At 41.8% G+C, this 13,749-nt stretch carries 17 protein-coding genes and 1 pseudogene; 1 reads left to right on the forward strand and 17 read right to left on the reverse strand.

Annotated features, from left to right (window positions below; translation table 11 throughout):
* Nucleotides 1-33 precede the first annotated feature (33 nt).
* The 17 genes from DW251_RS15585 to DW251_RS15665 form a co-directional block, all read right to left on the reverse strand.
* Entirely contained in the window at nt 34-882 is an 849-nt protein-coding gene (locus tag DW251_RS15585; protein ID WP_021869521.1) for a carbohydrate ABC transporter permease, read from the reverse strand.
* A gap of 16 nt (nt 883-898) precedes the next feature.
* Complete coding sequence (locus tag DW251_RS15590) at nt 899-1,786, reverse strand: sugar ABC transporter permease (protein WP_118301679.1); 888 nt, start codon at nt 1,784-1,786, stop codon at nt 899-901.
* Between the two features lie 86 nt (nt 1,787-1,872).
* Nucleotides 1,873-3,216, reverse strand: coding sequence for an extracellular solute-binding protein (locus DW251_RS15595; protein ID WP_118301680.1), 1,344 nt, complete (start codon nt 3,214-3,216; stop codon nt 1,873-1,875).
* 152 nt (nt 3,217-3,368) lie between these two features.
* Complete coding sequence (locus DW251_RS15600) at nt 3,369-5,138, reverse strand: histidine kinase (RefSeq protein ID WP_118301681.1); 1,770 nt, start codon at nt 5,136-5,138, stop codon at nt 3,369-3,371.
* Nucleotides 5,135-5,866 carry a response regulator gene (locus DW251_RS15605; protein WP_118301682.1) on the reverse strand — a complete coding sequence of 244 codons (732 nt, stop codon included), beginning with the start codon at nt 5,864-5,866 and terminating at the stop codon, nt 5,135-5,137. The genes DW251_RS15600 and DW251_RS15605 overlap by 4 nt, the downstream gene beginning before the upstream one ends.
* A gap of 168 nt (nt 5,867-6,034) precedes the next feature.
* Complete coding sequence (locus DW251_RS15610; protein WP_118301683.1) at nt 6,035-7,333, reverse strand: AMP-binding protein; 1,299 nt, start codon at nt 7,331-7,333, stop codon at nt 6,035-6,037.
* Between the two features lie 28 nt (nt 7,334-7,361).
* On the reverse strand, nt 7,362-8,501 hold the full coding sequence (locus DW251_RS15615) for an acetyl-CoA C-acyltransferase (protein ID WP_118301684.1): 1,140 nt from the start codon (nt 8,499-8,501) through the stop codon (nt 7,362-7,364).
* A 48-nt stretch (nt 8,502-8,549) separates the two neighbouring features.
* Complete coding sequence (locus tag DW251_RS15620) at nt 8,550-9,110, reverse strand: biotin transporter BioY (RefSeq protein ID WP_118301685.1); 561 nt, start codon at nt 9,108-9,110, stop codon at nt 8,550-8,552.
* 16 nt (nt 9,111-9,126) lie between these two features.
* On the reverse strand, nt 9,127-9,750 hold the full coding sequence (locus DW251_RS15625) for a hypothetical protein (protein WP_021869513.1): 624 nt from the start codon (nt 9,748-9,750) through the stop codon (nt 9,127-9,129).
* Nucleotides 9,751-9,980: 230 nt separating this feature from the next.
* Nucleotides 9,981-10,262 (reverse strand): pyridoxamine 5'-phosphate oxidase family protein, encoded by a 282-nt coding sequence (locus DW251_RS15630; protein ID WP_021869512.1) that lies wholly within the window; start codon nt 10,260-10,262, stop codon nt 9,981-9,983.
* Nucleotides 10,263-10,308: 46 nt separating this feature from the next.
* Nucleotides 10,309-11,082 (reverse strand): copper homeostasis protein CutC, encoded by a 774-nt coding sequence (locus DW251_RS15635; protein ID WP_118301686.1) that lies wholly within the window; start codon nt 11,080-11,082, stop codon nt 10,309-10,311.
* A 48-nt stretch (nt 11,083-11,130) separates the two neighbouring features.
* The gene (locus DW251_RS15640; protein WP_347474682.1) at nt 11,131-11,313 is read right to left on the reverse strand and encodes an isochorismatase family protein; all 183 of its coding nucleotides are present in this window, start codon (nt 11,311-11,313) and stop codon (nt 11,131-11,133) included.
* Between the two features lie 61 nt (nt 11,314-11,374).
* Nucleotides 11,375-11,743 (reverse strand): ACT domain-containing protein, encoded by a 369-nt coding sequence (locus tag DW251_RS15645; RefSeq protein WP_118301690.1) that lies wholly within the window; start codon nt 11,741-11,743, stop codon nt 11,375-11,377.
* Between the two features lie 30 nt (nt 11,744-11,773).
* Nucleotides 11,774-12,136, reverse strand: a complete 363-nt coding sequence (locus DW251_RS15650; RefSeq protein WP_021869508.1) for a VOC family protein — start codon at nt 12,134-12,136, stop codon at nt 11,774-11,776.
* Between the two features lie 3 nt (nt 12,137-12,139).
* Entirely contained in the window at nt 12,140-12,811 is a 672-nt protein-coding gene (locus DW251_RS15655; RefSeq protein ID WP_243034994.1) for an esterase, read from the reverse strand.
* Nucleotides 12,812-12,819: 8 nt separating this feature from the next.
* A complete protein-coding gene (locus DW251_RS15660) occupies nt 12,820-13,005 on the reverse strand; it encodes an RNA 2'-phosphotransferase (protein WP_243034996.1) in 186 nt (61 codons plus the stop codon).
* The gene (locus DW251_RS15665; RefSeq protein WP_118301688.1) at nt 12,969-13,346 is read right to left on the reverse strand and encodes a hypothetical protein; all 378 of its coding nucleotides are present in this window, start codon (nt 13,344-13,346) and stop codon (nt 12,969-12,971) included. Before DW251_RS15665 ends, DW251_RS15660 begins: the two co-directional genes overlap by 37 nt.
* A gap of 249 nt (nt 13,347-13,595) precedes the next feature.
* Between DW251_RS15665 and DW251_RS15670 the strand changes: the two are divergent.
* Nucleotides 13,596-13,682: pseudogene (locus DW251_RS15670) on the forward strand (toxin-antitoxin system protein); the annotation flags it as partial.
* Between the last annotated feature and the right edge of the window lie 67 nt (nt 13,683-13,749).

Here is a 13,749-nt window from a genome sequence, read left to right on the forward strand (position 1 = left end):
ATGCTCATTTTCTTAAACTTTTTTACTAATACATCAACCCTTTAAACCGCTGGTTGCAATACCTTCTACGAAATATCTCTGTGCTGCAAAGAACAGCAGGATAACAGGAACAACTGCTACGAAAGCCATTGCCATTACCTTGCCCCACTGTACAACAGACTCCGCATCCAGTGACATACGAAGTGCCAGAGAGATTGGGAACTTCTTAACAGAGTTGATAAATACCAGTGAGTTAAAGTAATCATTGTAGGTCCATAAGAACTGGAACAGACCTGCAGAGAATAATGACGGCTTCATCAGAGGCAGTAAAATATGGGTAAAGGTCTTGAAGGTTCCGCAGCCGTCAATGTATGCGGACTCATCCAGATCTCTTGGCAGTCCCCTCAGGAACTGGATCAACATATACGGGAAGAAAGCATTACAGCATAACAACGCAGGTGCATAAAATGGCATGTAAGTATTGATCCAGTTAAACTTGTTGTATAAAGTATAACGAGGAATGATGACTACGGAGTTTGGCAGCATCAACATTGCAATAAGCAGTACAAACAGGATCTTCTTTCCAGGGAACTGAAATCTGGCAAATCCATAAGCAACCAGGGCACTTGACATAACTGTAAAGATGGTAGTTGGGATCACCAGTAAAAAGGTGTTAATAAAGAAGTTGGTGTAAGTTGCCTTACCACTGCCCTTCCAGCCATCAATAAAATATTTAAAGCTGAAATTCTGAGGCAGTAAACGGATGGAACCAAAGATCTCGTCATTAGACTTAAAGGATGCAAAGAACATCCAGATGATCGGATACAGTAAAACGGCACCGATCACAAATATGATCAGATAGTCACGAACCAGTTTGGCAGTTCTGTGTTTTGACTGTTTCATAATAATTTACCTCCTTTTATTCATCGGCATAATGTACCCACAGCTTGGAAGATGCGAAGATCGCCAGGGTAAAGATCATGATTGCTGCAAATACGACCCATGAAATAGCACTTGCGTATCCCATTTTAAAATAGGAGAAACCTTCTTTGTACAGTTTCAGTCCCAGTACATAAGTGGACTTTAACGGTCCGCCTTCTGTGATGACCTGTGCGGAAGTAAAGTTCTGCAGTGCCTGGATGGTCTGGTTGATCAGATTGAAGAAAATGATCGGGGAAATCTGTGGCAGTGTAATATGGAAGAAACGTGTTACTTTTCCGGCGCCGTCGATCTCTGCTGCTTCGTAAAGGGAGCGTGGAACCTGCTTTAATGCTGCCAAGAACATGACCATGGAAGAACCAAACTGCCATATCTCCAGCATACATATAGTCCGCAGTGCATAGCGTGTATCACCTAACCACTGGATCACCGGCAGATGAAGGGCGCTTAAAATAGCGTTGATCACACCATTGTCCAGGAACATCAGTCTCCATAACAGTGCTACTGCTACACTTCCGCCAAAAAGAGACGGAATATAGTATAAAGTACGGATCAGGTTGATACCTTTTAAATCTCTGTTTAAGAACATGGCAACTGCTAAGGCCATGATCAGTTTTCCAGGAACTGTATACAGCGCAAAAAGGATCGTTACTTTTAAAGAATTCCAGAATTCCTTATCCTGGGTAAATAACTTTTTGTAGTTTGCAAGACCCTGGAAGGTTGCCTTTGCACCAACAGTATAATCTGTAAAAGAATAAATAAAAGATGAAACAAAAGGATAAAGCTGAAGAATGGCAAAGCCTAAGATCCAGGGAAGGATATACAGGTATGCCTGATATTCCCTTTTCATGTTTTTTTTCCTGTTCATAATGACCTCCTATAGGCAGAAAAAGAGCGCCGCAAAATACTTTCGTGTCCTTTTTGCGGCACTCTCTGTTTATGATCAAATGCTTATTACTGCTCCAGACCAGACAGCAGGTTGATGGTATCAGCTGCAGCTTCCTCTGGGGTGCTTGCGCCGTAACCAATGGTCTCTACTGAGTCAAAAAGAATGGTCTTGGACTCCTGGGAAGAAGAAATCTTATCATTTGGAGTTCCGCCCATAGCTGCTGCAATATCAGCACCTTCCATGGTGATCTCACTTAAAATTCCCTTGTCAGAGCAGATCTTTCTTGCTTTCTCTGTTGGAGGAACGCTTCTTGTTGCCCCTAAGGTCTCTAATGCAGTATCATCATTGTAGAAGTAATTCATAAACTCTACTGCTGCTTCCGGATGCTCACAGGTCTTTGTAATAGCAATTACCTGAGGAGTATTGGATGCCCAGCCCTTTTCAGTAGCGCCGTCTAATACTGGAAGCTGTCCCATCATGTAGTTTGCTTCCGGATTTGCTGCAACCATAACATCAATAGTAGAGATGTAAGTTGGAGCTGCTACATACTTGCCGGCGATCCAGTTGGTATCAGACTGCAGGTTGTCACCTGTGTAAGATGCCTGATAGGAAGCAGGTGCAACTACTTCTTCATCATACAGCTGCTTTACATATTCATATACCGTCTTAAGATCATCTTCTGTTAAGTTCAGTGTCTTTGTGTCTGCGTCAAAGAAGGTCTTTCCAAGAAGCTGCTTTCCATAGTTGAATACAACCATGTTTACAAGATATTCTTTGTTTGCGCACAGCAGATACATGCTGTCGTCATATTCGCGGACTTTCTTACCCATGTCGATCAGATCGCTCCAGGTATATGGCTGGGAGAAATCAATACCAATGGCATCTGCCAGGTCTTTGTTTACCAGCATACCGGAACCGGAAATACCAGTTGGAAGTCCTAACTGCTTTCCATCATAGCGTCCGTTGATCTCCAGGGAAATGTAATTCTCATCGAAGTTTGAAAGATCCATATCGTAATCTTTATAATCGATGAAGTAGTCACCTGTAGATACATAAGTTGGGAACACTTCCGGGTCTACCTGAACAATGTCTGCTGCTGTTCCGGATGCCAGCTGGGTTGCCAGTTTATCATGGTAACCATCGCTGCCGCCGTACTCAGCTTCAATGGTGATGTTTGGATGAGCTGCCTCAAACTGCTCGATCACCTTTAAGGTAGCCTCATTTCTTTCATCACCGCCCCACCATGCAAAACGAAGAGTGATGTTTTCATCAGAGCTGCCGCCTTTGCCTGTTGTCTCTCCACCAGCAGCGGCCTGTGTGTTGTCTCCTGAGGATGAACTTCCACATCCTGCCAGAGTACCTGCTGCTAATGCAGCTACCAATGCTACACTCACAAATCTTTTTTTCATAACCGTATCCCTCTCTTTTCTTTCATTTGATGATCTTATTGTAGTAAATTTTTCCTAAAACCGAAAGGAACCGGCTTTTTCATTTTTATTCATTTTTTACCGTTTTTTTGCAAAAGGTATCATTTCTTTTGATTTTTATTCATTCTTTGTTTTTAAATTTCTGCTTTCAGATCTGTCTGTTCCGGTCGGACAGCACTTTCCGGCAGGCAAAATTCCATTACACAGCCCATTCCCTTTTTGCTGCGGATCCGGATCCCGGACTCATCCCCAAAATGAAGCTTTAAACGGCTGTTTACATTTGCAAGGCCGATGTGATGGACATTGATCTCCTTCATGGAGTCTCTGAGACGTTTGGTTTCTGCCTTGTCCATTCCCACCCCATTGTCAACCACACGGAAATAGACCTTGCCGCCGCGGCAGAAGATCTGGACTTTAATATAACCCCTGTCTTCTTTATAACGCACACCATGTAAAATACTGTTTTCTACTAATGGCTGGAGCATCAGACGGAACACCCGCAGATCCATCAGTTCCTCATCTACCTCATAATAGATGATAAATTTCTCCCCAAAACGGAATTTCTGGATCGCCACATATTTCTTTAAATACAACAATTCTTCCCTGAGGCTGATCGTTTCTGTGGCATCTGCCAGTGCGTATTTTAAAATATCCGATAAATATTCCAGGATCGTCACTGACTCTTCCGAAGAAGCACCGGACTGTACCTGAAATTGAAGGGTCTGTAAGGTATTAAAGAGAAAATGCGGGTTGATCTGTAACTGAAGGGCTGTCAGTTCTGCCACTTCCTGATTATGGCGTTTCTCTGTCAGTTCTGTCTGCAGCTTTACTGTGTTTAAAAACAGATAGATGATATTATTCATAAGAATATCATACTCATCTTTTACTTCCTGACGGGGTTCGGAAGGATAAACTCCGCTTTCCGCATCATAAAATACCTGGATCATATACTCGATCTGGCGGAAGGTACGCACAGTGGTAGTATAGGCTAATGCCATCATGGCAATGGTATTTAACACAAATACTGCCAGGAAAGCCCCTGCCACCTGGATGATATTGTTCATTTTCGCCTGCCTGGAGATCAGGGACACAAGGAGAAGGTCATACTGATCATTGACAGCCGTATGGACCAGATAGGATTTTCCATTGATCTTTTTCCAGCTGTTTTCCTGTCCGCTGTTTTTAAACTCTGTACCGCTAAAACTGTCTGCTGCCCCGTTTTCATCATTCCAGGCAAGGATCAGCTGGTCTTTTTTATCCAGATAAAGAACCGTTTCATTGTCTTTTTGCAGGATCGCGTCCAGACTTGCCAGATAAGCGCCTACATCAATATTCATGACCACTACGCCTTTTTGCAGCTTCATTTTCTGGTAAATGGTGATCATGCTGCGCCCATAACCTGTATCTGCCGCTGCCCTGGTCTCCATCAGACTTTCTTCGTCCGATCTCATGGAACGGTAACTGCTGTACCAGTTGTTCTTTCCTTTAGGCTGCAGCTGCTCCAGTCCATAATCTGAAGAAAAATAGTTGTCATACCCATCCAGATACAGATAAACCGACTGGATATATGGGTAAGCCCGTATAATACTGCTTAACGTGGATTTAATATTTCGCAGATAGATCGCGTCACTGTAAGGGATCCTGGTCTCCCTCTTCATCAGTCGTTTTAACGCGATCAACGTATAAGCATTATTGGTCAGCTGTTCATTTTGATACGCTACATTGCTGACCATCATCTCCAGACTGTTATTTACACTGGAAAGAGTATTCTTTGCCCTGGCATCTAAGGACCGGTCCAGCTGATAATTAAAGGAGATCATGGCAAAGGAAAAGATCAGGATGGTAGGCACCATTAAAAGCATGAGATACCGAAGAAAACGGCGTATAAAAAATTTTCGTTTCATCCCTTTTCAAGCACCTTTCCGTTTCTGTATTCCTTGGGAGTCATTCCAAAATAGGCCTTAAAAGCCCTGGAAAAGTTCTTGGGATTATCATAGCCGATATAATAAGCAATATCATAACTTTTATATTGAATGTCCCCTAACAGCTCACAGGCTTTTTCCATTCTTGTTTTGGTAAGATAATCAGAAAATCCCATACCGCATTTTTCCTTGAAAATACGGGACAGATAACTGGGGCTTAAAGACACCTGGACTGCCGCATCTTCCAGAGAAGCCTCTTTATAATTTTCTTTTATGTACTCTTTTACTTTGGAGATCACCTGGTCGTAATAAGTTACCGGTGTTTCCTGGGTAACTGCGTATTTCTCATCTAACTGCTGCCGTATTTTTCCAAAGCAATTTAAAATATCACCGCTTTTGATGGGCTTTAACAGATAATCTTCTACCCGGTACTGGATGGCATACCGGAAATACTCATAATTCTGGTGGCTGCTGATAAATACGATCTTGATGTCACTGTCCTGAAGCTGTTTACAAAGCTCTAACCCGTTCATCTCCGGCATTTCAATATCACTCATAAGTACATGGACCTGATGGGTCTTTACGTATTCCAATGCCTTTAAAGGCCTGCTGAACCACGTTACCTGAAATCCTAACTGTTCCCATGGAAACAGATTTGCTATTCCTTCTACGATCTTATCCTCATCATCTACGATCACCAGCTGATACATATTTTTCCTCCCTTTATCCCTGATGTACTCCCAAATTGCTTTATTTTAAGAATACATCTTGCTTGTAAATCCATTTACAGCAAAAAGGAACCGGTCCTGACAACCAGGGACCGGTGTAAAACTTTCCTGATATTTAATTATGCCATACAAAAAATGAAAAAACAATGATTACTCTAACAAACGTTTTAACACTTTTCCACTTTCATTTACAGGAAGTGTATCCTCAAAAAAGAAAAACTTTGGGATCTCACCCTGGGAAAGGATTGTTTTTAACTGACTGCGAATCTCTCCCGTCTTTTTTTCCAGATTTTTTCCCCTTTCTTTCTCTTTTGGCACGATCCAGGCAGCCAGATACTGCCGTCCCTGTCGCTCTACCGGTTTTACTGCTGCCTCTGCCCCGATCCCAAGTGAAAGGATCACCTGTTCTACACGGATACAGGAGATCTTCTGGCCATTAATACTGCAAATATCATCCTTTCTGCCATCAAAACAAAAATAACCTTCCTCATCCAAATGGGCATAGTCTCCTGCGCTTGCTTCTTTTCCTGTTCCTATCACACCCCATTTCGTATTTACCATAAGCCTTCCGTCTTCCAGCTGCACATCAATTCCCGGAAACGGCCTTCCGATCCTGGTCTTATCGTCATTCATCTGTGTATCACGGATATAGGTAACATAGCTTAACTCACTGGCACCATAATAAAGCGTGATCTCTGCCTCTGTAAAAAACTGTTTTAACTGTGCTACCTCTTCTTTTCCAAGGCTCTGAGAACCGCTTAAGATGGTCCGGATCTCTGGCAGAGGAGCCTGTTTTTCATGGCATAATGCCTGATATAATGCCCGCAGTTTTGCCGGGATCAGGTAGATACCATTTGCCTGCCACTGTTTTATATTCCGGATCCACAGCCTTGGATCAAAACGCTCCTGGGCCAAAATAGTTGCTCCTGCCGCTAATTGCCCCATATACAGGTTTAAATTTCCTGTAAATGCAAGACTTCCCTGCATAAACAGGCGGCTTTCTGAATTTATATGAAAAATCTCATTCTGCACAGGAAAATAATCATACCAGCTTCCAAAGGTCCTGAAAAGCAGCTTATTTTTTCCTGATGTCCCTGAAGTCATAACTGCCATACAGGCATTTTCAGGCCATGTTTTTTGGGTCCATTCATCCACCGGCACTGTGGCATCTGCAGGAAGGATCACCGGGATCCAGTCTGTTCCCTGACAGGCCAGAAATTCCACCAGCTGGTCTAAAATACAGGTTGTCTGGATGATCCGAAGCTGCTTTTTGGCGTTCTGTTCCCCAAATTCCTTTTTCTCCTGTTTTAGCATTCCCTGCTTTTCTTTTGCCAAAGCATAAAGCTGGCTGTATGTAAGACTTTTGCCTGTTGTACAAAAAGCCTCTTTTTCCGGGGTTATATCCTGGATCTGCTGTATCATTTCCAGATAGTTGGTGATCTTTTCCATGGATTTTATCTCCGCAATATACGTTTCTTTATACTTTTTCCACCAGAAGGGCCGTTCCGATCCCGCCTGCTGCCGCTACTCCGCAGATGCCAAATCTTCCCTGGTTCAGTTCCAGATCCTTTAACAGATGTAACAGGATAATGGCTCCGGAAGCGCCGTAAGGATGACCGTAAGCAAGGGCTCCTCCCAATGGATTTAACCGCTCTCTTATTCCAGGGAACTCCCGCTCTAAAAGTACATCGATCACTGCAAAGGCTTCATTCACTTCCAGACTGTGGATCTCATCTATAGAAAGAGCGGTTTGTTTTAACAGCTTGCGGATCGCCAGAACGGCTGTTTTAGGACTCATAAAAGGATCACTGCCAATAGCTGTGCCGAAACGGAACGCTGCCTGAGGCGTCAGACCATGTTTTTTTCTGTATGCTTCAGAACAGAGGACCACAAAAGCTGCCCCGTCATGCATCAGACATGCATTGGCAGCTGTTATAATCGAACCGCCTGGCAGTAAACAGGGAAGCCGGTCTAAGAGTCTCTGGCTCATGGAAGGTCTGAGCCCTTCATCTTTTTTGCTGTCTGCAATGGAAAGCTGGATATCAGATAAAATCCCTTCTTTTGCCGCCTGGATAGCTCTCTTATGGCTTAACAGTACCCAGGGATCCATTTCTGCTTTGGTGACATTTTCTGTAAGGGCTGTTTTTTCTGCTCCCTCTAGCATGACCTGCTCTCCCTGAAAACCGGGAATAAACTTTGCCACTGTATAACTTTTTCCTTCCTGATAGTCCGGGTGATTGGAATTCCACATGCGGACCGGCTGGGTGGAGGAACTTTCAAAACCTCCTGCGATCACCAGATCTGCCAGACCACTTTCAATCTTCGCTGCTGCAGCAGTAATACTTTCCAGGGCGGAACCGCACTGAAGGTCTAAGGTAACTGCCGGTATCATATCATCCAAACCGGCTGTAAGCGCAGCAAGGCGGGTGATATTTCCCCCGCCTGCTACTGCGTTTCCGCCAATGATATAATCGATCTCTTCATCTTTTAATGAAAATCTGTTTTTTATCTCTTTTAAGACCTGGGCACCCAGAACTTCCGCCGGAATATGCCGGTATATCCCGTCTTTTACACCAATAAAACTTCTAAGTCCTCCAAGGATCCATACATTTTCCATTGTCTGCTCTCCCTTATCTATCTAATACCCAGGTCTTTTTTGAACATTTTAGTCTGTTGGAAACAGTCTGCGAAGAGGTTTTGCAATTCCTGCTGCTGCAAAACATTTAACAATATCAAGAGGAATAAAAGGAAGCACTGCCTGGATCATAATAGCGCCCCATGGCTGATTGGTCACATACTTCATCTGAACTGCACCAAATAAGTAGATTACCGGAATTCCTACGATAATGATAAATGCAGTCTGCCATCTTACTTTCTTTACTTTACAGCAGAACATGGAGATCAGAACAGCTGCCACCAGGTTGCCATAACGGTATCCGCCTGCCGGTCCTAACAGTTTTCCCAAAGATCCGCCAATTCCCACAACACTTAACAGGATCCATGTGACCATAACTGCCAGAGTCTGTAACGGAGAAAGGAGCAGACCGATCAGGTTTACCATTAAAGTCTGGGCTGTAATACTGGCTGTTGAAAAGGGAAGCGGTATTTTAATATACGTTGAAACAATAAGAAGTGCTGTCATTAAAGCCATAATCGTAAGGCTTCGTATATTCCAAATACTGTAAGATTTCGTTGTGTGAACTGTTTTTGATGTGGTCTGACTCATAGCTGTCCGCTCCTTTCTACTCTTTGTACTCTGTAATTTCAGCTTTTAAAATAATATTCTGAGGCGTCCTCAGATGGATTTTCTGTACCTTTTTTAATGCCTTTTCCGCTTCTATCTTCGGATCATTTTCTTCATCTGAAGATAAAAATTCAAGCCACCCGGATCTTTCAATCTGCAGGGGGGTAAGAAAACGGAACTCTGCCTGAAAAGGGATTTGGGGTGATAACTGTTTTAAGATCTTATTCGCCATCAGAAAACCCGGAACAATAGCACCTTCCCCCTGATGAATGGGATTTTGGTCCTTTACTTCCCTTAAATAGCGATCGGTCTCCTCCCTGGTGACCTTAAAGAGATGATCTTCTTTTTCTGTTTCCATGTTTTCCCTGCTCCCCAAAGCCATTTTCTGACCCGGGTTGATCAAAGTCACATCTAAAAGATCTTTTTCCTCTCCTGCAAAAGAACAAATGTGGATCTTTGCCAGCCTCCCATCCTTTTTTAATATCTGCAAAGGAAACTGGTCTGAAGTTTTCATTTTCCTGTTTCCAAGACTAATCCTGCACTTTGCGATCATCCAGCCCTGACAGTCAGGAAGAGTTGAAAGGAGACCTTCTAATACAAGCAAACGCTTTGTATACTCCATTGCAGCTATATTGTCCTTTCCTTATATTCTTTATATCTTTTACATAACCTGTTTCCGAAAACGCTTTGAGTATAGCAAAAAGAAAAGATAATGTCAACCAGTTATCGCAAATGGTTAACATTATCTTCAGCTTATTAACAATCATATCTCATTTTTACAGATCCCCTGCTTTTTCAATTACCTTACACGGGCTTTTGCAGTATAAGACTCTACATCCACCTTGATTACCGTCACAGCATCTGCCATTTTCTCGCTGATCCTATGTTCTTCTCCAGTCTGCAGTCAATTTCTACAAAAACATGATCATTTTTTCGCAGGCAATCCAGTTTATGCCCTTCCTTCGCTCCATGGACATAAAATGTCAGTTTTCCATCTTTCATTTCATATCCATAATGAAGGGGCACAACATAGGGATAATTTTCATCAAACATTCCCAAATGCATGTAACGTGCACCTGCAATAATGCTTTCAATTTTATCCAGATCTAAGATCTCTCTGTCTTTTCTTCTCATTACCAAATTACCTCCGTATACATAACAGAAACTCTATCATTTTATCTTAAAGGGATTGCAGAATTTCAACTGCTCTTCTGATTTCTGTCTCATCGGTGCGATAGATCTGAAATTCGCTCAATTCTTTAAGTCCCATATGTACCCGCTCATTTCTATAATGCATGCCGCTTAAACAAAGCTTTTTACCAGACATATGAAAAGCGTGTGCTCCTGTTATCTTAGCAATTTCTGCTATATTCGCTGAACTGACCCCTGCGCCAGCCAGTATGGCAGGTTTGCAGTAGCTGTCTATGCCCTCACACTTATCAGCAGAAAGCTGTACAAGCCTGCGAAGAAGTTCACATCCGGCAACACAGTCTGCCTCCTGCCCTGATGTCAGGATCGTATCTACTCCCAGCTCTGCTGCTCTTTGTAATGTGACAACCGGGTCTGCGCATACATCAAACGCACGATGTAACGTGATCCCACTGTTTCCTGCTGCCTCGATCATCCCACGCATCTGTTCTTCATTGAGAGTACCATCTTCCTTTAAACTTCCGATCACCACTCCATCAGCACCGGTCTGCGCAAAATAGCGGATATCATAAAGCATCTGCTCATACTCATAGTGTGAGTATAAAAAATCACCAAATCTTGGACGTATTAATACTCTGACAGGAAGTCCTGTTTTCTCTTTGACCTGTTCAAATAAAGTGTAGCCCGGCGTGGTCCCACCGATCACAAGGTTTGCGCATAATTCCAGGCGGGTTGCACCGCCCCTTTTTGCCGCCAACGCTGACTCTACGCTGTCTACACACACCTCTAAAATATAATTCTCCATCTGTGGTTCCTCTTGATCATACAAACATTTATTTCATGGATCAATCATTTATTTGTCTTCTCCGCAAACATCGATCTGGCAGCTTTTCATTGTCTCTAATGCAGCTTTATGCTTTTCTGGTGTCACTCCGGCACAGCAGCTGGCATCTACAGAGATTGCAGCCTCCGGATACTTTGCTTTCAGGATCAGGGCATTGGATACAACACAGATATCTGTACATACACCAACCAATTCATTTCATCATCTGTAGCAAATCTATCCCCGTTCATCCAGCTAAACGTCAGCTTATTTATCAATCTATGATCATATATCCTAAAGCTTTAAGAACATCCAATGCTTTTTGATAATTTTCTCTTTTCATTAAAACATAATCCGTATTATATGTAGACACTGCAAAAATTGAAATACCATTATCTGCCAGGGCTGCCGCAATCTTAGCCAATATTCCTATTAATGAGAAATCCAAAACGCCCTGGATACGAAACGCTTTCCATCCATCATCCCGCTGGATCACATTTGCCGGAACTTCATCTGTGATACATACAAGAGACTTCTCTTCGTCCGTCTTTCCAATAAAACTATATTCCGAATTCAAATTTACAAGGGAATAATCCTCCACCTGACATACCGAAAAATTATGATCGATCTTTTTTATTTCCATCATAAATATTATCTCCTTGTGTAATCAATTTCACATCGGTGTTCTAACTTCGATCAGATGACCATCCAGGTCATAAAAGCGAACAACCTGATGCCCACAGCTGTGGGTCATAAGTTTATTGACATACTGGATAGACGGATACAGACGCTCTAATTTTTCTGCAAATGTTTTAAGATCCTTTTCTTCAAAATATAATTCAGAAGAATTGTGTTCCGATACTATCTCTTTTTTCAAAAAATTGGCCCAGATCTTTTCATCCTGAAGAACAAGCCCTTCTGTTAAGATCACATTTCCGTCCTGATCAAGAATTACATCCAGGCCAAATAAATCATGATAAAATGTTTTTGCTTTTTCAAGGTCTTTCACAACGATTAAAATATTTTTTAATTTCATAGATTATCCATTTCTTCCTTTTTCATTTTCTGTATTTGACACCCATGCAAATGCTTTTGCAACTCTCAAAGTCGGATCTTTAAAATGACCACCCTGATTCCATTCTAAAGTGCATTGTATTTCTTCGGCCTGCATCCATGCATATAATTCCCGAATACAGTCTCCTACTTTTGACATAACTGAATTTTTTGTTTTTTCTTCCTTATTGCCAAGGCTGAGATAAACAGACCGACTTTTTATTTTACGTTCTTTCAGATATTCAACAAATCCAGGGAACCAAACCGAAGGGGATGCTGCTGCAACACCATAAAATATATCCGTTTGACACGATGCCCATAATGCAAAAAGCCCGGAAAGAGAATAACCTCCAATGTAGTATGTCTTGTTCTTATCCGTACAGATCTTTAAGAGTTTTTCCAGAGTTTGCCAAGCCCCATCACCAAAGCTTTCGTTTCCAAATACAGCCGGTGCTTTCCATGGAGTTAGTTCCTGGTACCAGTTATTAACCTTTACAACGATAAATCGAAAATCCTTATTTATAAAGTTTCTGATTTCTGTAATCTCATTTTCAATGTCATGCAGATCATGATCACCTACTAGCTGAATTAAAACAACATCCGCCGTTGGATTTCCGTATTCATATATCGTCATCCGATTATCAAGAAATTTATTCATAATCTGCCTCACAACTTTTCAAATATACTCAAATACCGCACCGGTACCTCTTTTGTCAGCCATACTACATTCACCGACAAATAAAACAGATAACCATCTGCTGCTATCTTTCCTGCATTCATCTGATATACAACCGATTTTTCATGTCGGCTCCCAACTATTTTTGCAGTCTCATAGTCTTTTGACAGATGCACATACAATCTGGATTGCCGAAATATAATTTAGCATTATCAAGAGCAATTAATCCCTCTGCCATTGTTAGACATTTCTGATCTTCTTCAAACTCATAAATGCTCCGCTCTGTTTCAATTCGAATCTTCCCATCCTGAATTTGCAGTTTACCGCACGATGAGTGCATGTATTCATCTGACGGCAAAAAGAAATAGACTGCGTATTTGCCAGGCTTACTGTCCGATTGAAAAATCATGATAAGACCTGACTGATCTACATAATATTCCCGCCAGTCTTTATATGGCTTTCCATCTCTGTTGCTTGCAACTCGCATAATTCCTGTATATGTTTCTTCTAGATGCATTATCTTGTCTCTCCTTTTCCTTTAAGTATAGCACATATCACTTCCTTTACGAATAAACTAACAGTTGAAAACACATTTCATTTTCAAAGCTATCCCTCATATTCTGAACATCAAAATATCAAGGAGGACAAAAATTAAAGAAAAATCTATAAAATAGTATAACACAAAATAAGAGTGACATGGTGAACTGATTGAAATGCTTCTGATTTTTGTAACGAATGATTGAATGATAAGGAGAGATTCGATACGATGAGAACAATATTTGCAGAATACAATCCACAACGAAACAGCATTGATGTATATACCAGTGCTGGCTATATGCTCCGCATTGACTGTTAGGAAGCTGAAAAGAGCCTATGAAACTTTTTCTGTAAAATAACCTAAGTAAGGTCCTTCTATGATA

Source organism: Clostridium sp. AM22-11AC (assembly GCF_003473545.1).
Lineage (GTDB): Bacteria > Bacillota > Clostridia > Lachnospirales > Lachnospiraceae > Enterocloster.